The following is a 20060-nucleotide window of genomic DNA, read 5'->3' as shown; positions in this document are numbered from 1 at the left end:
ATAATTCCTTACTTTTTTCGCATAATCCATTTTTCAATTAAAATAGGTAGTATTTCACTTACCTTTTCCAATAACAAAGTACCTTGTCCAGCCTGATAATGCATAGAATCTGAACTGGTAAAAACTAACACCCCAAGGTCACCAAATTGACCAAATAAGGATAAAGCAACCGAACCTACATAACCACGGTGTGGTAATAGAAGGTCTAATTCACTGGTGTTTAACTGACCTAAATAGAATTGACTATACTGTAAATGACGGACACGAATAAAATCAAATTGTGCAGAACTTAAAGCCAAATGATGATAGTTAGATGGAGCGTTAATTAACCATTTATCATCGAAAAGATATAAATAAGCACCATTGAGGCCTAACTCTTTAGCCCAATTTTTTAAAGAAGTCATTAGTTCATCAATATCTTTTGCTTTAATTAATTCATATTGTAATTTCATTAGCTGATTAAACAGCAGTTCATTAGCAATAGCATGTTCCATCAGCATAGTGATTTCAGATTCTAACTGATTAATTTTATTACGTTGTCTAGCCATATGCCATTCTGGTAATGAAATAATCCCACGAACAGGGTGTGGCACACGCATACGCTCAATTTGCGCCGCATTGCGAATAAAGAAATCAGGATTATCAATGATATATTGACTCACCATTTCATCATTCAATTTAACGACTGTTTTTTGTTTATGACTTAGCTTATTTTTGGCTGTTTCTGCTTTTTTTTTGACCATAATTTATTTTTATTGAGCTCAATGAGGTTAGTTGTAGCAAACCTCATTGCTTGATTAGTTATTAAATTGATATATAACCATCATATACGTGTGTGGCAGGTCCAGTCATATAAAGTGGTTGCTGATTGCCTTGCCACTCGATAACTAATTTACCACCTGGCAAATTAACATTGACTCGCTGATTTAACAGTCCTTGCTTTATTCCAACAGCAACAGCTGCACAGGCACCGGTACCACAAGCTTGTGTTTCACCAACGCCGCGTTCAAATACTCGTAAATTAATATTATTTCTATCAATAATATGCATAAAACCAATATTGGCTTTTTCAGGAAAGCGTTCATGTTGTTCCAACAAAGGACCTAATGTGGCAACTTGAGCTGTCAATATATCATCTACTTGCAAAACACAATGCGGATTACCCATTGAGGCCACACCACACAGAACCGTCTGTTCTTGCGCGCGAATAATATAGGTTTTTTCTTCTTTAATGGCTTTGAAAGGAATTTTATTCGGCTCAAAAATGGGACTACCCATATTAACCCGCACGGTTTCATCATCATTAACAGTTAACACAATATTACCCTTCATGGTGCTCACCTTTAACACCCGTTTTTTCGTCAACCCTTTTAAACGAACAAAACGAGCAAAACAACGGGCACCATTGCCACATTGTCCAACTTCAGTACCATCAGCATTAAATATTCGATAATGAAAATCACTTTCTGGCGAATATGGTGGTTCAACAACCAGTAACTGATCGAATCCTATTCCAGTATATCGATCTGCCATCCGTTTAATCATTTCACTTGAAAGATGAACATTTTGCGTTACTGCATCAATAACCATAAAATCATTACCTAATCCATGCATTTTAGAAAAGTTCATCTTTAATTACCCTTTAGTGTGAAACATTATTATTGATTATTGTTTAAAATTTGATTCAAAAAGCGCTTTATTTGCCCTACGCATCAGCACATCGTTAGTGCCCTCGCAAGCAAATTATAGTACTAATTCACCGCGCCATAAATCATCAAACGTCTCACGTTTTCGAATTAGCTTATGTCTATTGCCTCCCTCGATCATGATTTCAGCTGGGCGTGGATGGCTATTATAATTTGATGCCATACTAAAGCCATAAGCACCGGCACTACAAATTACTAATAGATCATCTTGTGCAACCGACAATTCGCGTTGATAGGCTAATACGTCACTCGATTCGCAAATAGGCCCAACAACATTATAGCATTCTTTTTTATCCGAACTTGTTGGTTCTTTAACCGGTAAAACTCGCATCCAAGCTTTATAGAGTGCGGGTCGAATTAAATCATTCATTCCGGCATCTACAATAGCAAAATGGTTACCATCTTGATGTTTGGTGTATTCAACTTTAGTAATTAATATACCTGCATTGGCGATAATTGACCTACCCGGTTCAAAAATAATTTCAAGATCAGTATAATTGGTTAATTTTGCCATTAATTCTGCAGTAAGTAATGATGCGGAAGGAGGTGTTTCGTTATCATAACAAACACCCAATCCGCCACCTAAATCAATATGTTCAAGATGAATATTTTCTGCTTTAAGCTTATCAACTAAAGCTAAAATTCTATCGGTAGCGTCAAGAAATGGTGATAGTTCTGTTAACTGAGAGCCAATATGACAATCAATTCCCGCTATTTTAATATGACTTAAACAAGCGGCTTTACGATAAACGTCTAAAGCTAATTGATAACTTATACCAAATTTATTTTCCCGCAGTCCAGTTGAAATATAGGGATGGGTTTTTGCATCCACATCAGGATTAATTCGTAATGAAATTGCAGCGATTTTACCCAACTGTTGAGCAATTTGGTTAATCCGATATAATTCTGATTCGGATTCAACGTTAAAACATTTAATGCCAACCTCAAGCGCTCTTTTGATTTCGACAATGGATTTTGCCACACCTGAAAAAACAATCTTTTTAGGATCACCACCGGCTTTTAATACTCTTTCTAACTCACCTTGCGAAACAATATCAAAACCTGCACCAAGTTTGGCTAATAAGTTGAGAACCGATAAATTACTGTTGGTCTTAACGGCATAACAAATTAGATGTTGCTTATCTTTAAGCGAATCTTGATAAGCACGAAATTGCTGAGTGATATGGTTTGCAGAATAGACGTATAACGGCGTACCATATTGGTTAGCTAGTTCAGAAATAGCGACGTTATCAGCCAATAACTGGCCATTGTGATAGTGTAACAATTCCATTAAATGATTCCTTTAAGCGATTTTACTTATATCGTTAGATTGAACAGCGGCAGCTGACTCATCAGCAGGATAATAGAGGGGTCCCTTTAAACCACAGCCGACTAAAGTGAAAACGACTAAAAAAGTAGCAATAAGTTTTAAAAAGAATTTCATACAATATTCACAATTTAATCAAATTTATAATGCGCTCTATATTACACGATAGCCATATTCGTGCAAAGAGCAAATCATTAAGTTTTCTACAGTAAATCCGAGAAAATTACGACCAATAATTTAATCATAATAGTGATAGTGGTTTGATCATCAACTGGTATGATGTTTTAATTATCGAAATAATTCAAGTTAAAGATAGATACCCTACACTATCCCGCTTTAAAACCATGTTAACCGATAAATATCATCACTCCTTGAACCAAAATATTTCAATAGGTTGATTATTTTTTTAGATAATAATCCCTTGGTTTAATATAAATTTTTGAAAAATATCAAGCATCTATGCCTCCTCGCATCTATTTACCTAAAATTAAATCAGATATAAGACTGTGCTAACCTATTAAAGAACATAACTATTTTTTGATTAGTGTTAGCGGATGTATTAACTGAAATTTTTACCGCTCATTCCAATTATTAATAGGCTTTTTAAGTAATTATTACCTAGTTTAATTTAAATTTTTGAAAAAATATCGAGGCATCTATAACGTTTTATACCTATTCACCTAAAATTAACCATACATATAACCGGGCTAAACTATTAAAGAGCATAACTCCTTTTTAAACCGAAGTTACCAGATGCGGATCCTCTTAACTTTTAACCGTATATTTCAATCATTCATAGGCTTTATTGGTAATGATTACTTGGTTTAATAAAATTTTTGTTAAAAAATTGCCACGTCTATACCGCGTCTTCACCATCTAGTTAAGTCTGATAACCGCCACAGCCTAACCTAATCAATGCCCCACGTTAAAATTTTATGGAGCACTGTTTTAAATTATCATTGCAAATGAGGTATTCAAAATAGAGGAAAATCTGCCTGTTTGGCGATTGCTTGTAGGCGTTTTTTGGCGGTGATAATATTTTCTTGCCAATTATCATCTTTAGCCCACATTTCGATAACTAATGGTGCGGTATAATCCATCCTTTTTAGGGTTTTAAAGATGGAAAGAAAGTCCACTTCACCTTCACCAATCGTTAAATCTCTAAATTGACCTGCATAATTGCCGTTAACTTTATAAGTATCTTTTAAATGTATTTGCACTATATGTTCACGACTTAACATAAGCTCAGTACAAACATCATAATTCCAACCGGAAATATTACCCACATCGGGATAGGCCATAAAGTAAGGTGAACTCACCTCTTTTTTGAGAATTTCAAACTTGCTAAGCGAATTTAGATAATTAGTATCCATAATTTCGACAGCAAGCATTATCCCTAATTTTTCCGCTTGTTTTGCCGACCATTGCATACCCGAAATAAAGCGCTGGTGAGTTTGTAAATTGGCTGGTTCATAATAAACATCATAGCCAGCCAATTGAATAACTCTGATACCTAATTTATAGGCAAAAATGAGCGCTTTGTTCATAATGATTTTTGCTTGTTGACGAATGGTTTCATCAGCAGAACCAAAAGGATATTTACGATGAGCACTCAAACACATTGAATGTAATGGTAGACCAGATTGTTCACATAAACGTTTTAATTGATAAATTTCGTCATCTGACCAATCAAGTCTTGCCCGGCGTTCATCTGATTCATCAATTGAAATCTCGATAAAATTAAATCCGAGTGATTTTGCTTGGTCTAGTTTTTCTTGCCAAGTAAGATCATTCGGTAAGGCTTTTTCATAAATACCAATATGATTAGTCAATTTGGTTGGATCGATTGCAAATTTCGACATATTTAAAACCTAATAACAGTTGTTTAAACATAAAAAAATGCAGTCGTATTCCCGACTGCATCAGTTAAATTACCAATATTTAGCGATCTGCTCTCTTAATGCTTGCGCCGTTTTATTACCATTTTCATTGGCTAATGCGCGACCAGCAATGAAAGCCTTAGTTTTAATACCCGCAAACAAATGAATATCTTCTGGTACAATCCCACCGGTAATAGATAGCTCAAGGCCTAAATCCGAAAGTTGACGCATTTTAACAAGATCTGCTTCTCCCCAACCTACGCCGGCTAGCTCAGCATCACGAGAACGATGATAAATAGCCTGTTTAATTCCCAATTTCCGCCATGCTTTGGCATCTTCGAGTGTCCAATGACCATATAATTCGATCTGAATTTCGCCATTAAATTCGTCTGCCACTTTTTTACACGCTTCAATGGTAGCTATATGTGCGGCAGCTGAAACCGTTAACCAGTTAGCCCCAGCTGAAAAAGCCATTTTAGCTAATATCGCTCCGCCATCAGTGGTTTTTAAATCACAGACTAATATATGATTAGGATATAATTTTCTTAGATTTTTAACGCTTTCTATTCCAGCACCAAAGGCGAGAATAGTGCCAACTTCGATAATATCAACAAATCCTGAAACATTTTTTGCCACCTCCAATGCTGAGGTTAGTTCTGTTTGATCTAAAGCAATTTGTAATTTTGGTGTTGTCATGTTGGTTTCCTTATCTAATTTGATTTTTGGCCATAATAAGCATTAGCACCATGTTTGCGAAAATAGTGCTTATCGGATAATGTTTGTTGAATTTTGATGGTTTGATTAAGTTGTCGAGTTGAGATCGCCATCATTGCGACTTCTTCAAGTACCACAGCATTGTGTACCGCATTTAAGGCATTTTTACCCCAACAAAATGGCGCATGACCAGAGACAATAACCCCAGGCATCGCCATAGGATCAATACCGCGCTGTTTAAATTCCTCGATAATCACTAATCCGGTATTTTTTTCGTAATCTGTGGCGATTTCACTATCAGTTAGTCGGCGGGTACAAGGTACATCACCATAAAAATAGTCAGCATGAGTGGTACCTAATGCAGGAATATCCAATTCTGCCTGTGCCCAAACGGTTGCATAGCGAGAATGGGTATGCACAATTCCGCCAATATTTGCAAAGGCTTTATAGAGTTCGAGATGTGTTGCGGTATCACTAGAGGGATTTAGTTTGCCTTCGACAATTTCGCCGGTTAATGAAACCACAACAATATCATCTATGGTCATATCACTGTACTCAACCCCAGATGGTTTGATGGCAATGACCCCCTTGGCACGATCCACTTCTGATACATTTCCCCATGTAAAGGTGACTAAATTATATTGTGGTAGCAATAAATTAGCCTGTAGTACGCGTTCTTTTAATGCTTGAAACATTATTTAGCCTCCATTTAGCGCGCGATCGATAACCGCATAAACATCTTCTTTGCTGTTACAACGTCTTAATTTATCCAGATCAACACCAGTCTCACTATTTTCATCATCTAAAATTTGAGTCACTTCCATTAATCCTTCCATATGCTGATCAGAAGTACTGCCGGCAAGAGTAACTAGTACATCTACAGGATCAGTCTCTCCCTCAAAATAAACAGGTTTTTTCAAAGTTACTAATGCAAAAGCCGTACGGTTCACGCCATCTTCTGGTCGCGCATGTGGCATGGCCAGATTAGGGGCAATAATGATATAAGGCCCCATGGTTTTAACGCATTGAATGATGGCATCATAATAACGAGGCTCAATCGCTTTAGACGCAACTAGCATATCTGTTCCTAACTTAACCGCGTCTTGCCAATTTGTAGCTTCTGCTTTAAGTAAAATAGAGTTATTTTCAATTAATGATTCTTTGAAAGCCATTGTTGGACTCCTTTAAATATTTTGCCTATTTACCATTTACTTTATTGATAAGTTCAATAAGTTCATCGCCGAAAGTTTGAGGATTTAACATGTTTTGGACACCTAACGCATGTTGTCCTTCATTAACCTCGATTTCATGAATCAAATGTTTAGAAGCAACGATAATGTCGACATTAGGTAGTTTTGATTTATAATCCGTGACTGCGCATGAATCCATGACATTTGCGATACCTTTTTTATCTAAATAATTGGCAATTTTCATCTTCATCATCATTGATGATCCCTGACCACTACCACAAACAGCAAGAATACGAATCGGTTGACCTTCACTAATTGCCACTTCCTCCATTTTTTCAACTACTGCTTCATTAACATCATCATGAATATCATTGGTCGGTTGTTGTTTTTGTAAGGCTTCTTCGGCTCGTAGTGATTTAGCCGCAAAGAACATATAGACCAGAGATAACGCAATCAAGACATAAATAAATAGATGAGAGAAAGATAAACCTTGTAAAATCGGTGGGAATAAAATTGCCCAATCAGCCATTCCCATCCAGGAATCAATTGGCGTACCATTTTGGGCGAAGATATTAATTACCCAAGCAGAGCCTAGAACCTCAACCATTCCCATAATGAAACAGAGTTTCATTACCGCTTTCCATCCACCATAATGATTGGCAAATACACCAATAGTGGCATTAGAGAAAAACATAGGAATAAAACCAGGAATAATCATGATTGGCGATTTAAATACCAGTAATAAGGCTATCGCTAAAAATTGACCTAATGCCCCCCAAATAAAACCAAATACCATCGCGTTAGGTGAAAAAGCATAAATAGCCGCACAATCGATAGCCAACACCGCATTTGGTATTAATTTTTCAGAAATTCCCTTAAATGCTTCAGATAACTCGGCCACAAACATTCTTACACCACCAACAATAACTTGGATAGCTACGGCAAATTTAAGCCCGGTTTCGAAAATGTAGATAGTCCAGTGGGTCGACCCCGCCATTGTTTGTAAATTATCCAAACCAAATGAAAGAAGAATGATACCAAAAAAGAACGTCATCACAATCGTTGTGGCGGCAATACTATCGTGGAAAATATGTAACCATTTTGGTAATTTTAAATTATCTACTGAATCATCTTTATCGCCCAATTTTGGCGCTAATTTCACTGCAATCCATGAACCTAACTGCTGTTGGTGACCAATTGAAAAACCTGCGCCGCCAGTTACCGCTTCAGTTGGTTTAAACATCATATTTGAAAAAATTCCCCAATATAATGCCGTAATTATTGCTGAGTAGGTGATGGTTTCCCACATGCCATAACCAAATAGGAAGTAGAAAAGAGTAATTAAACCAACTTGTTGGAACATGATATGACCGGTCAACATGATGGTTCTAATTCCGGTGAAACGTCTAAAGATGACCAGTAAAATATTAATCGCTAATGCAAGCAATACTGCATAACCAACCCATGAATATTGTTCACCCATCCCCTTTTCGACAGCCACCATTGAGGCATAAGTATCGATAATCGATCCGGTTATACCATGATATTCGGAAAGTTTAGCAATAACGGGTTTAAATGTTGAAACTAAAACACCTGAGCCAACTTGTAACAGCATAAAACCAACAATGGTTTTAATCGTGCCTTTTAAAATCGTGGTGATATCTTTTTTTAAAAGACAATAACCTAGCAAGGTAACTAGGCCCAGTAATAATGGTGCCTTCGTCATAACTTGACTATAAAAGATATAAAATATGTTATAAATTACTTCCATATGTCCCTCTCATTGATTGTTGACAACTTTAGATAGCATTAATGCTATAAGCATGGAGACATCAACCCCACTTAATGTCATTTGTATAATTACTCATCTCGCAAAACGAATTGATGGAACTTTTGCTCATTTAGCGTTATCCAAATCGGAGAAATGAATAACTACTGCTATATTCCACAATCATAAATAATCACTCAATGATTGTTTATGATTATTTTGATCAAGATCACTTTTCTTACACTATTATCTAAACAAATGTGATTTCTGTCACATTTTGATAAAAAACCGCAAGTAAAACTTAAAAATATAACTATTATTATCAATACATTGTAGTGACAAGTTAAGATTATTGATTTAAACGATTGACAAATAACCAAACGAAAATTAATATCATTTTCAATCATAAAAAATCATGTTTACTTAATAAGAGGCAATAATGAACGAAATATCACGGCATAATGAAATTGTAGCGATGGTTAATGATCGAGGAATGGTAAGAGTCACCGAATTAGTCTCCTATTTTTCAATATCACCAGCCACGGCTCGTCGAGATATTACCAAGCTCGATCAGGATGGAAGAGTAAAAAAAGTTCGCAATGGAATTATGCGGATTGAAGTTGCAAAACCCATTTGGGCGCCAATAGGCAATAACAATACCGATCATTATCATGAAAAAGCACGTATCGCGATTAGAGCAGCCAAATTATGTGGAAGTGATGAAAATATCGTAATTAATTGTGGTTCTACTGCATTTTTGTTAGGTCGTGAACTGTGTGGTAAGAATGTTTCAATCATTACCAACTATTTTCCATTAGCGTGCTACTTGATTGAACATGATCATGAAAACGTCATCATTATGGGAGGGTTATATAACAAAACACAAAATATTATTCTCAACCCAATAGCTAACATAACTGATTCTTATGCAGGTAAATGGATGTTTACCAGTGGTAAAACTTTAACGCCTAATGGACTGTATAAAAATGAAATATTAGGTGCGGTAGCAGAACAACAAATACTTGAAAAAATAGAGAAATTAGTCGTTGTTGTTGATAGTTCAAAGATAAATACCAAAGCAAATTCTGGCATGCTTTTTTGCCCGATTACTAAAATTGATATTTTAATAACTGGCAAACAAGCAAATAAGGAAGTAATTGAAAGCATAAAGGAACAAGGCACAGAAGTGATTTTAGTTTAATAATTAAATTGTAAAAGGAACAAAGTATGAGTAAAGTAAACGAAATTACCAGAGAATCTTGGATATTGAATACCTTTCCTGAATGGGGAACGTGGCTTAATGAAGAAATAGAAACAACAGAGGTCAAACCTAATACGTTTACCATGTGGTGGCTTGCTTGTACCGGGATTTGGTTAAAATCAGCAGGTAATACTAATATCTCTGTCGATTTCTGGTGTGGTACAGGTAAAAAAACTCACGCCAATCCATTAATGAACAAACAACATCAAATGATGCGAATGGGTGGTGTTCGTGAACTACAACCAAATCTTAGAACCAGTCCATTTGTTCTAGATCCTTTTGCAATCAAAGAGATTGATGCTGTAATGGCAACCCATGATCATGCTGATCATATTGATGTCAATGTTGCGGCGGCAGTCATGCAAAACTGCTCCTCAAAAGTCAAATTTATTGGCCCTAAAGCTTGTGTTGAATTATGGAAAAGTTGGGGCGTTCCTGAAGATCGCTGTATTGTTGCTAAAGTAGGTGAAACTATCCAAGTTGGTGATATTACCATTCGCGTTTTAGACTCTTTTGATAGAACTTCATTAGTTACTTTACCGAAAGGTGTTTCATCCACCGATAAATCCATATTAGATGGAATGGATGATCGTGCGGTTAACTATTTATTCGAAACTTCTGGCGGATCACTTTATCATTCTGGCGATTCTCACTACTCTAATTATTATGCCAAGCATGGTAATGATCATAAAATTGATGTTGCTTTGTTATCTTATGGCGAGAACCCGCGCGGCGTAACCGATAAAATGACTTCATCAGACATTTTACGGGCGGCAGAATCGTTAAATACTAAAGTAGTAATTCCATTCCACCACGATATATGGGCGAATTTCCAAAGTGACCCGCGTGAAATTGAAGTCCTTTGGCAAATGAAAAAGGATCGTCTGGAGTATCAATTTACGCCATTCTTCTGGCAAGTTGGTGGTAAATATACTTATCCAACCGATAAAAACAAAATGCACTATCAACACTATCGTGGATTTAGAGATATCTTTACCGATGAACCTGAACTGCCATACCGTTCATTCTTATAAAGTAAAACGATAAAACAAACGGACTTTGAATAATCTCAAAGTCCGTTTTTTGTTGGTTGTGCAAGCCGTTATTTGATCTTAAGCCAAACTAAACAATTAGTTATACAGCTAGGCATTTATATATTTCTGTCTTTCTGGCAACCAACATTCAATAAGTTGTTGCGCAGACTCTGGATAATCTTGTTGAATATAATATGAGGCTTGTTGAACATCGCTAATTAAATGTTGATCACGGATTAAATCAACCACTTTAAAATTGGCGACCCCCATTTGTCTGGTACCTAGAATTTCGCCACTTCCTCTAATTTCAAGGTCTTTTTGCGCGATAACAAAACCATCACTACTCTCGCGCATCACTTTCATCCTTTGTTGTGCGACTTTACTCAGTGGCGCTTGATACATTAATACGCAATATGAAATTGCACTACCCCGACCAACTCGTCCTCGTAATTGATGTAATTGCGAAAGCCCTAATCGTTCAGCATTCTCAATAATCATCAAACTTGCGTTTGGCACATCAACCCCGACTTCAATAACGGTCGTTGCAACTAAAAGTTGTGTTTCACCTGATTTGAACGCTTTCATGACGGCTTGTTTTTCATCCGATTTCATTTTGCCATGAACTAAAGCGATCTTTAGATGAGGCAATAACATTCGCAACTCTTCAACCAACATTTCAGCAGCTTGGGCATCAAGTGTTTCGGACTCTTCAACTAATGTACAAACCCAATAAACCTGACGATTATTAAGACAAGCATTATTCACTTTTTCAATAATCTCATCGCGACGTGAATTAGGTATAACGATAGTTGTTACTGGGGTTCGTCCGGGAGGTAATTCATCAATAATTGATACATCTAAATCAGCATAAACCGTCATTGCTAAGGTTCTTGGAATTGGCGTTGCCGTCATGATTAATTGATGCGGATGACATTCATCTTTAGCACCTTTTTCCCAAAGACTTAATCGTTGATTTACCCCGAACCGATGCTGTTCATCAATAATGACTAAGCCTAAATGGTTAAACTTAACTTTATCAACAAACACCGCATGAGTACCGATTAACATTGAAATTTCACCCAATTCGATATCATTATAGCGTAGTTGTTTATTTTTAGCGGTTAAACGACCAGTGAGTAGCTCAACCTTAATCCCTAGTGGCTCAAACCATTGGCAAAAATTATGAAAATGTTGTTCAGCTAATATTTCAGTTGGCGCCATTAAGACGACTTGTTGCTTATTTTCAATAGCATTTAAAGCGGCTAACGCGGCAACTAAGGTTTTACCCGACCCTACATCACCTTGGATTAATCGCATCATTGGCACTGATTTTGCCATATCTTGATAAATATCCTGCACCACTCTTTTTTGCGCTTTGGTTGGTTCAAATGGTAATGCCGCAAGAAAAGGCCGAATATATTGTTGAGTAATATGCATTGGGTAAGAATGTTGTCTTTGATTATCAAATTTAATCAGCAACATACTTAAATGATAAGCAAGCAACTCTTCTAAAATAAATCGTTTTATTGCCAGATGCTCGCCAGCAATTAACTGCTCGACATCGGTGGTCAATGAAGGATTATGAACAATGTCTAATGATTCAATGACAGGCAAATATCTAGAACTCAATGTAGCCGGTAAAATTTCATCGGGTGGATTGCGTTTTAACAATATTAATGCCGATTGTATTGCCTTACGAATGACATTTTGAGTTAATCCATGGGTAGTAGAATAAATTGGCGTAAATCGCTCTTCATTGGCATCAGCAAAAGCGCTATGCGCTTCTTTTTGGCTTTGAATTTTAAATTGTGGATGAATAATTTCCGGATAATGACTACCGCTTTTTATCTCACCGTAAGCACTCACCCATTTACCAGGGGCTAGGGAAGCCTTCATCCCCATATTGAAATGAAGAAAACGTAAAATTGCGATACCCGAATCATCCTGAATATGACACAACAACATTTTACGTTTAGTAATGATAATTTCACTTTTAATGATACAACCTTGAATAGTGGTTGTTTCGCCAATTGCCACCTCACCAATAGCGGAAGATGTAGAACGGTCTTCATAACGAAGCGGAAAATGTAATAACAGATCTTGAACAGATTTAATACCCAGTTGAGAGAATTTACTTTCTAAACTAGGCCCAATGCCCGCTAATTTTGCAAGCGGTATGTGGTTTAGCAAACGATCAGCCATAATAACTAATTAATATTGCGTGTCACACTCACTACATCTTGTTGGAGTGACAATTTTCGGATTAAATCATTAAGTTGTTGGGTATTTTTAACTTCAATCTGCAAAATAATAGTGTATATTTGTCTATCTTTTTCTTCGGTATTCAACCACTGGATATGGGCTTTCTCATCATTAATGATAGAAAGAACATGCCCCAAAGAACCTTGATTATTAACAATATCTACCCAGATTTCCGCCACAAAAAACTGCTCAATATCAGGGGCCCATTTAAGTGGAATGTATTTTTCGGGATTATTTTGATAACCACTGATGTTACGACAAGACTCATGGTGGACCGTCAAACCTTTTTCCGGACTGACATGACCGATAATCGGATCATTAGGAATAGGATGGCAACATCTTGAAAAAGTTACCAATACCCCTTCACTTCCGGTTATAACTAATGTTTTATTGGCCTCAGATTCGTTTGATAAAAGTGTTTTATGTTCAAGACCTTTGACAATAAAATAGCTCATAATATTGCCAAGTCCTATTTCGGCTAAAACATCATCAAACGAGCTTAGTTGAGTCAACTCAACGATACGCTCTTTTTGCTTATCAGTTAGCGAATCAATTCCACTGGTTTTTATTAAAGCCAAATTAAGCAATTTACGCCCTAACAATATAGCATCTTCTCGTTTCAAGGTTTTTAATGCTTGGCGAATACGCGATCTGGCTTTGGCACTCACCACAAAATTTAACCAACTTGCATTAGGACGACTTTCAGGGGAGGTAATAATTTCAACCGTTTGCCCATTGCTCAACGGTTGAGAAAGCGGATAAGGTTTACGATCAACTACCGCACCAATACATTGGAAACCAATATCAGAGTGGACGGCATATGCTAAATCAACTGCGGTTGACCCTTCCGGTAATTGGACAATTCGACCTTTTGGTGTAAAGACATATATCTCTTTAGGAAATAGATCCGACTTAACATTTTCAATAAATTCAAATGAATTACCGACACTCTGCTGAAGTTCTAATAAACTTTGCATCCAACGTTGAGCTTTAATTTGCGCGGTAGTGTTATTTAACTCATCATTCTCATTATAAATCCAATGCGCAGCAACCCCCATTTCCGCCATTTGTTCCATATCTTCAGTTCTTATTTGCACTTCGACCGGTGTACCATGTGGGCCAATTAATGACGAATGTAATGATTGGTAACCATTGGCTTTGGGAATAGCAATATAATCTTTGAAGCGATTAAGTCTTGGTTTATATAGATTATGGACTAAACCAAGCGTACGATAGCAAGCATCGACATCATCAACAACAATGCGGAAAACGTAAATATCCATAATTGAGTGGAAATGTTGCTCACGAAGTTGCATCTTTTGGTAGATTGCATAGATATTCTTTTCAAGTGCTTCAACTTGCGCATGAATATTCGCTTCGCTTAAACGCCCTCTAATTTCTGATAAAATTTGCTGAACCAGCTCTTTTCTAGTTCCTTGAGCAATTTTTACCACTTTTTCAAGAACTTTAGCTCGATTAGGGTGCATAGCAGTAAAAGCAAGTATTTCAAGCTCAGTTTTAATATGATGAATACCCAACCGATGAGCCAAAGGCGCATAAATTTCTAAGGTTTCTTTGGCTATCCGACGACGTTTATCCGGCCGCAATGCACCAAGAGTACGCATATTATGCGTTCTATCAGCTAATTTAATTAAAATTACGCGCACATCTTCGGTCATGGCTAAAACCATTTTACGAAAATTTTCAGCTTGGGCTTCTTGTCGATTTCTAAATTTTAACTTATCAAGTTTTGATACACCTTCAACTAAAACAGCGACATGTTTACCAAACTTTTGAGTAATGTCTTGAAAGGTGACCGGAGTATCTTCGATGGTGTCATGTAACAATGCCGCGGTAACGGTTTCATAATCTAACCGCATTTCGGCTAAAATGGTTGCTACCGCAACCGGATGAGTAATATAAGGTTCACCGCTGGAACGGAATTGTCCATCATGTGCTTGCTTGGCAAAGAAATAGGCATCTTGAATAAATTCAACTTGTTTCGCTGGAAGATAAGATGCAACAACCTCTTTTAAGCTTTCAAAATATTGCATGGACAATTCTCAGCAATGTTTATTCGTATGAAGGAGTGTTTTCTAAAAGTACCGTTTCATGAAGAGCGTTACGCACTTCAGATTCTTCATCTTGACGAGCTTGGAATTCAGCTGTATCAAGGATTTGTTTATTTACAAGCCCATTCTCAATTTCGCGTAAAGCCACTACAGTTTCTTTATCGTGTTCTTCTGGAATTAGTGGTGTTTTGTTTTCAACTTGTAGTTGACGAGCGCGTCTTGCTGCAACTAAAACGAGATCAAAGCGATTACCAATTTTTTCTACTGCATCTTGGACAGTTACACGAGCCATTTTTACCTCTAATTTTTTAACTTAAATGCTTCAATTGAAAGATCAGTTATTCTACTTAATTTTGTAGGGAATTGTCCATAGTAATATTACTAATTAGTGAAAAACCTAATTTAAATTATTTGCAAAGTAAAAAATATTTGATAAATCTATGCAATCTGTTCCAACCAAACATTAGGGCCAACAATAGGCAGATTTAATAAATAACGACGCAAACCATCCAAGGCAATCGATGTCAAAATTTGTTGTTGAATTTTACTACTTTGCGATCGTCCAATATATTTTAACTTAAAGTGTAAAACTTGCTTAATGGTGGCAATAATCAAAGTAAATTCAGTATTCTTCTCCTGAAAATTTACTATGCCGAGTACAATATCAGCTCTCTGATTTTGCAATATTTGTGAGAAGTAATCAATCGGCTCTTCCATCACAAAAGGGACTACTTCTGACTTTACAATAGGCGCATTAGCTTCGAACAATTGGTAACTCACCATACCTGCGGATTGCTGTTCAATAACGACAATAGTTTGCTTGCTTTGATTTAATAACTTTGATACCACCTGAGCTAAGCCCGATTCACCTTGATTAATCACGACCCCTTCATAAAGTAAATTATCAGCAACAATGGCTTTTATCTTCTGCCAGATGTTATCCATTTCACTCTTTTTACTTTCTGGTCCAGTTAATTTTAACTCAATAATGGGCATAGCTGCACGATAACCAACAGTGATATAATGAGGAATCTCAACGGTTGTCTCGATCGCCTGTCCTAAATCACTTTCAGTTCGTCCCATAGTGGTTAATCGATAACAAAGATTTCTTTCGGTTATAGGATAATTAGCTTTAATTTCCGGTAGGATCGAATTTCTAACCATAGCTTTAAATTCAGACGGCACACCTGGGGTAAAAAATAAAAGACAATGATTTAACTGCATTTTAAAACCGCAAGCGGTGCCAATAGGATTATCAATTAACGTTGCACTCTGAGGTAACATAGCTTGTTTAATATTGGTTGCTGGCATCACTCTACCACGATTAAGGAAGTAGCGTTCAAGCGTCTTAAGCCACTCTTCGTGTAAAATCAACGATTCATTATTCGCCTGAGCTGCGGCTTGGGCACTAAGATCATCACTGGTTGGTCCTAATCCGCCATTCACAATTAAAATATCATTGTGTAAGCTACGCTCTTGCAAAGTTTCAACCAAGGTCAACAAATCATCGCCTACCGTATGGCGCGAAGTAATAGTGATCCCTTCTGCAAATAAAAAATCTGATAACCAAGCGGCATTAGTATCGACAATTTGACCGTATAAAACTTCATCACCAGTACTAAGCATTTCAATTTTGATGCGCTTTTTTATCTGATTCATAATTATCCTTAGCTAATTTAATATGATGATTAATGTTCTAATTATCAACATCTTCGTCGGTTTTGCTGTCCATATGCTCTTTACTTTGTACTAATCGCACCGCAAAATAAAGATCGTAAGCGAACTCAATATAATCACTATCTAATTTTAGATTCATCTGTTTAAACCAATTTTTCAAAGTTTTGCGTCGACCTGATAAAATTAGCACCACATTCCTAACTTTTAATGATTTAACCAACTCATCAATACCGGTTAATACACTGACATCTTTATAGGTAAAGCAAGGTATGGCATCAACAATAACATAATTAATTGGTTCAGAAGATTCATCAATATAACCGATAATTCTACGTTTAAAATAGGCAATATTGAAATAAGTTAATGGTGAATTGAAACGATAAATAATCGTATTACTTAACGGATAGACATCAGGCCCAATAGAATGAATTCGTCCACTTTCATCAACACCTAATAACTGATCATTTGGTCTAAACACTCGTCGTAAAAACAAAAATAGACCTAAAAGCACCGCCAACGCCATACCAGGTATGATACCAATGACTAAAACAGAAATTAGCGTCGTTAAGCTTAGATAAAATGCATCACGATCAAATTTAAAAAATCGAATAATAGTTTGTAAATTAATAAGGGATAGAGAAGAATAAATTAATATGACACCTAATACGCAAGTTGGAATATACTGTAGCGGTGACAAAAAGAACATTACCACAAAGCCAATCAAAACCGCGGCGATAATTGACACCAATTGGGTTTTGCCTCCATTGGCATCATTCACCGCAGTACGCGAAGAAGTACCACTTACTACAAAACCTTGTGATAAGCCAGCTACGATATTGGCCATACCTAACGCTTTAAATTCGACATCAGCATTAGTTTCATAATTATTTTTAGAAGCAAAACTACGTACCGTTATCATCATACTAACAAAGCAGATCACGGCTATATTAAGTGAAGGTACCACTAAATTTCGCATCAAACCTTTATCAAAATCTATCCATGACTCAGCAGGAATAAAATTACTGCTTACACTACCAATAATTCGAACATTGTAATGTTCAAAATTAAATAGCCAAGAGAGAAAAGTCATAATAATTACAGCAAAAAGTGGCGCAGGGTAACGCGGTTTGAATTTTTTTAAAACCACTAAAATTACTAATGTAAAAAAAGACACTAAGGTAGTTAATAAGTGGATTTCCGTTATTTTAAACGGTAAATAGACGATACGCTCAATTAAATAAGAATAGTCATAGCTAAAGCCAAAGGTTTTAGCTAACTGATCAACCATAATGGTAATAGAAATCCCATTAAGCAGACCAATCAAAATTGGTTGACTTAAGAGATCAGCCAAGGCACCTAAATGAAGTTTACCAGCGATAAGACACCAAATACCTATCATAATAGTTAACAGTATCACTAATTGCCAACGCAAAATAGGATCATTTGCTGCCAAAGGAAACACCACAGCCGCCACCACCGCACAAGTTGCCGTGTCGGGACCGACAATGAGTTGTTTAGAAGAACCAAAAAGCGCATAAACAATAAGTGGTAAAATTGTTGAATATAATCCAGCAATCGCCCCGACACCAGTAAGCTCCGCATAGGCGATAGATACTGGCAAAGAGACTGCTGCCACTGATAATCCCGCTTTAATATCAAAACTAAAATATTCACGCTTATAGCGTAATAAACTCATTAACCCCGGCATCCAAAGAATCACTTTTTGGAATAACGCGCTATTGGTAAACTTTCCCATGTTTGCCTATTTCCCTGCTATACTCATATTTTCAATTAATATTGAGCCAGTTTGAATACTACTTCTGGTCTCAATATCATTACCTATTGCTACAATATTTTGGTACATATCTTTAAGATTACCCGCAACAGTAATTTCATTGATTGGATATTGGATTTTACCATTTTCTACCCAAAAACCTGTAGCACCACGCGAATAATCACCGGTTACATTATTAACACCTTGTCCCATTAACGAGGTAATGACAACACCTTTATCTAATTTTTTGAGCATTGCAGCAAAATCAGCATCAGATTGACTTGGTGAAACTAACCAATTATGAATGCCACCTGCATGTCCAGTTGATTTCAAACCCAATTTTCTTGCTGAATAATTACTTAACAAATAAGTTTGTAAAATACCTTGATCAATAATATTGCGCTTAAATGTTTGGGTGCCTTCACTATCAAATGGTGACGACCCTATCCCTGTTAAAATGTGAGGATCTTCTAAAATCGTCAGCCAAGCGGGAAAAATCGCTTTACCGACACTGTCTAATAAAAAAGAGGATTTTCGATAGATAGCACCACCACTGATTGCACTAACTAAGTGCCGCATCAACCCCACAGCAACATCAGCACAAAAAAGAACCGGAACTTGCATTGTCGGAATTTGCCTCGCACCTAAATGGGCTACCGCCTTTTCAGCAGCATGCTTACCAACCCAAGCAGATGATTTTAGTTGGTTGACATCGCGAGATGACGTATATTCATAATTACGCTCCATTTGTCCATCTTGCTGAGCAATAACTGAACAAGAAAGTGAATGCGAACTCGCACAATAACCTTGTAACATTCCGAAGCTATTACCATAAACATAAACACCATAACGGCTGTTATAATAACCACCATCACAGCTTATCAAAGAAGAGTGAGTAAGTGCATTATGTTCTGCCTGTTTTGCTTGCTCAATAGCATTATCAACATTCAAATCACTTGGATAAAACAGATCTAAATCTGGTGCATCAAAAGCCATCAAATCAGGGTCGCCCAAGCCAGAATAAGGATCCGCTGAGGTATACTGCATAATGTTAATCGCCATATCCACCGTTTGACTAATCGCCTGTGGCGACAAATCACTGGTTGATGCACTACCTTTACGCTGATTTTGATACACTGTAATGCCTAATGCACCATCACTATTAAACTCAACATTTTCTGTGTCACCTTCTCGGGTACTGACACTAATACCAGTCGATTGATTGATCGACACCTCAACAGCATCAACTCGAGCTTGCGCCTGTTTAATCGCATCAGCGACAATCGCTGACAAATGCTGCTTTTGGCTCATCGCGTCTTTTTTAATTTGTTCTACACTCATTCTATTATTTTCTACAATTCTGCTAGTGATACGTTATAATATGCCAGAATTCAA

At 36.7% G+C, this 20060-nt stretch carries 17 protein-coding genes; 2 read left to right on the top strand and 15 right to left on the bottom strand.

Annotated elements, in window-relative coordinates:
• Positions 1 to 8: 8 nt before the first annotated feature.
• From AC5LXV_RS07470 to AC5LXV_RS07430, 9 genes are all read right to left on the bottom strand, one after another.
• A complete protein-coding gene (locus AC5LXV_RS07470; protein ID WP_110434033.1) occupies positions 9 to 743 on the bottom strand; it encodes a DUF484 family protein in 735 nt (244 codons plus the stop codon).
• Between the two features lie 61 nt (positions 744 to 804).
• Positions 805 to 1629, bottom strand: a complete 825-nt coding sequence (gene dapF, locus AC5LXV_RS07465; protein WP_110434034.1) for a diaminopimelate epimerase — start codon at positions 1627 to 1629, stop codon at positions 805 to 807.
• A gap of 114 nt (positions 1630 to 1743) precedes the next feature.
• Entirely contained in the window at positions 1744 to 2997 is a 1254-nt protein-coding gene (lysA, locus tag AC5LXV_RS07460; protein WP_493467845.1) for a diaminopimelate decarboxylase, read from the bottom strand.
• Between the two features lie 12 nt (positions 2998 to 3009).
• Complete coding sequence (lptM, locus tag AC5LXV_RS07455) at positions 3010 to 3150, bottom strand: LPS translocon maturation chaperone LptM (RefSeq protein ID WP_110434036.1); 141 nt, start codon at positions 3148 to 3150, stop codon at positions 3010 to 3012.
• Positions 3151 to 4007: 857 nt separating this feature from the next.
• A complete protein-coding gene (locus tag AC5LXV_RS07450; RefSeq protein ID WP_493467844.1) occupies positions 4008 to 4895 on the bottom strand; it encodes an L-ribulose-5-phosphate 3-epimerase in 888 nt (295 codons plus the stop codon).
• Positions 4896 to 4964: 69 nt separating this feature from the next.
• Positions 4965 to 5609, bottom strand: coding sequence for a 3-keto-L-gulonate-6-phosphate decarboxylase UlaD (locus AC5LXV_RS07445; RefSeq protein WP_110423825.1), 645 nt, complete (start codon positions 5607 to 5609; stop codon positions 4965 to 4967).
• Positions 5610 to 5623: 14 nt separating this feature from the next.
• Complete coding sequence (locus tag AC5LXV_RS07440; protein ID WP_110434038.1) at positions 5624 to 6322, bottom strand: L-ribulose-5-phosphate 4-epimerase; 699 nt, start codon at positions 6320 to 6322, stop codon at positions 5624 to 5626.
• A gap of 3 nt (positions 6323 to 6325) precedes the next feature.
• On the bottom strand, positions 6326 to 6799 hold the full coding sequence (locus AC5LXV_RS07435) for a PTS sugar transporter subunit IIA (protein WP_086360844.1): 474 nt from the start codon (positions 6797 to 6799) through the stop codon (positions 6326 to 6328).
• A 25-nt stretch (positions 6800 to 6824) separates the two neighbouring features.
• Positions 6825 to 8543 (bottom strand): PTS ascorbate-specific subunit IIBC, encoded by a 1719-nt coding sequence (locus tag AC5LXV_RS07430; protein WP_493446428.1) that lies wholly within the window; start codon positions 8541 to 8543, stop codon positions 6825 to 6827.
• Between the two features lie 481 nt (positions 8544 to 9024).
• Here AC5LXV_RS07430 and ulaR point away from each other — a divergent pair, with 481 nt between their 5' ends.
• Together ulaR and ulaG are read left to right on the top strand one after the other, a co-directional pair.
• Complete coding sequence (gene ulaR, locus AC5LXV_RS07425; RefSeq protein WP_110434041.1) at positions 9025 to 9786, top strand: HTH-type transcriptional regulator UlaR; 762 nt, start codon at positions 9025 to 9027, stop codon at positions 9784 to 9786.
• Positions 9787 to 9812: 26 nt separating this feature from the next.
• Positions 9813 to 10880 (top strand): L-ascorbate 6-phosphate lactonase, encoded by a 1068-nt coding sequence (gene ulaG / locus AC5LXV_RS07420; RefSeq protein WP_493467843.1) that lies wholly within the window; start codon positions 9813 to 9815, stop codon positions 10878 to 10880.
• A gap of 108 nt (positions 10881 to 10988) precedes the next feature.
• On the opposite strand, the gene recG is transcribed toward ulaG, so the two are convergent.
• The 6 genes from recG to pmbA form a co-directional block, all read right to left on the bottom strand.
• Positions 10989 to 13082, bottom strand: a complete 2094-nt coding sequence (recG, locus tag AC5LXV_RS07415; protein WP_493467842.1) for an ATP-dependent DNA helicase RecG — start codon at positions 13080 to 13082, stop codon at positions 10989 to 10991.
• A 5-nt stretch (positions 13083 to 13087) separates the two neighbouring features.
• A complete protein-coding gene (spoT, locus tag AC5LXV_RS07410; RefSeq protein WP_493467841.1) occupies positions 13088 to 15196 on the bottom strand; it encodes a bifunctional GTP diphosphokinase/guanosine-3',5'-bis pyrophosphate 3'-pyrophosphohydrolase in 2109 nt (702 codons plus the stop codon).
• Between the two features lie 19 nt (positions 15197 to 15215).
• The gene (gene rpoZ, locus AC5LXV_RS07405; protein ID WP_110423832.1) at positions 15216 to 15506 is read right to left on the bottom strand and encodes a DNA-directed RNA polymerase subunit omega; all 291 of its coding nucleotides are present in this window, start codon (positions 15504 to 15506) and stop codon (positions 15216 to 15218) included.
• Positions 15507 to 15652: 146 nt separating this feature from the next.
• Positions 15653 to 16873 (bottom strand): CinA family nicotinamide mononucleotide deamidase-related protein, encoded by a 1221-nt coding sequence (locus tag AC5LXV_RS07400; protein ID WP_493467840.1) that lies wholly within the window; start codon positions 16871 to 16873, stop codon positions 15653 to 15655.
• A gap of 37 nt (positions 16874 to 16910) precedes the next feature.
• Positions 16911 to 18647, bottom strand: coding sequence for a SulP family inorganic anion transporter (locus AC5LXV_RS07395; RefSeq protein ID WP_493467839.1), 1737 nt, complete (start codon positions 18645 to 18647; stop codon positions 16911 to 16913).
• Between the two features lie 6 nt (positions 18648 to 18653).
• Entirely contained in the window at positions 18654 to 20006 is a 1353-nt protein-coding gene (gene pmbA, locus AC5LXV_RS07390; protein ID WP_493467838.1) for a metalloprotease PmbA, read from the bottom strand.
• Positions 20007 to 20060: the final 54 nt, after the last annotated feature.

Source organism: Gilliamella sp. LMG 34359 (genome assembly GCF_984569085.1).
The sequence above is the reverse complement of the archived record's forward strand: the minus strand, read 5'-3'. Positions and strand labels throughout refer to the sequence as shown.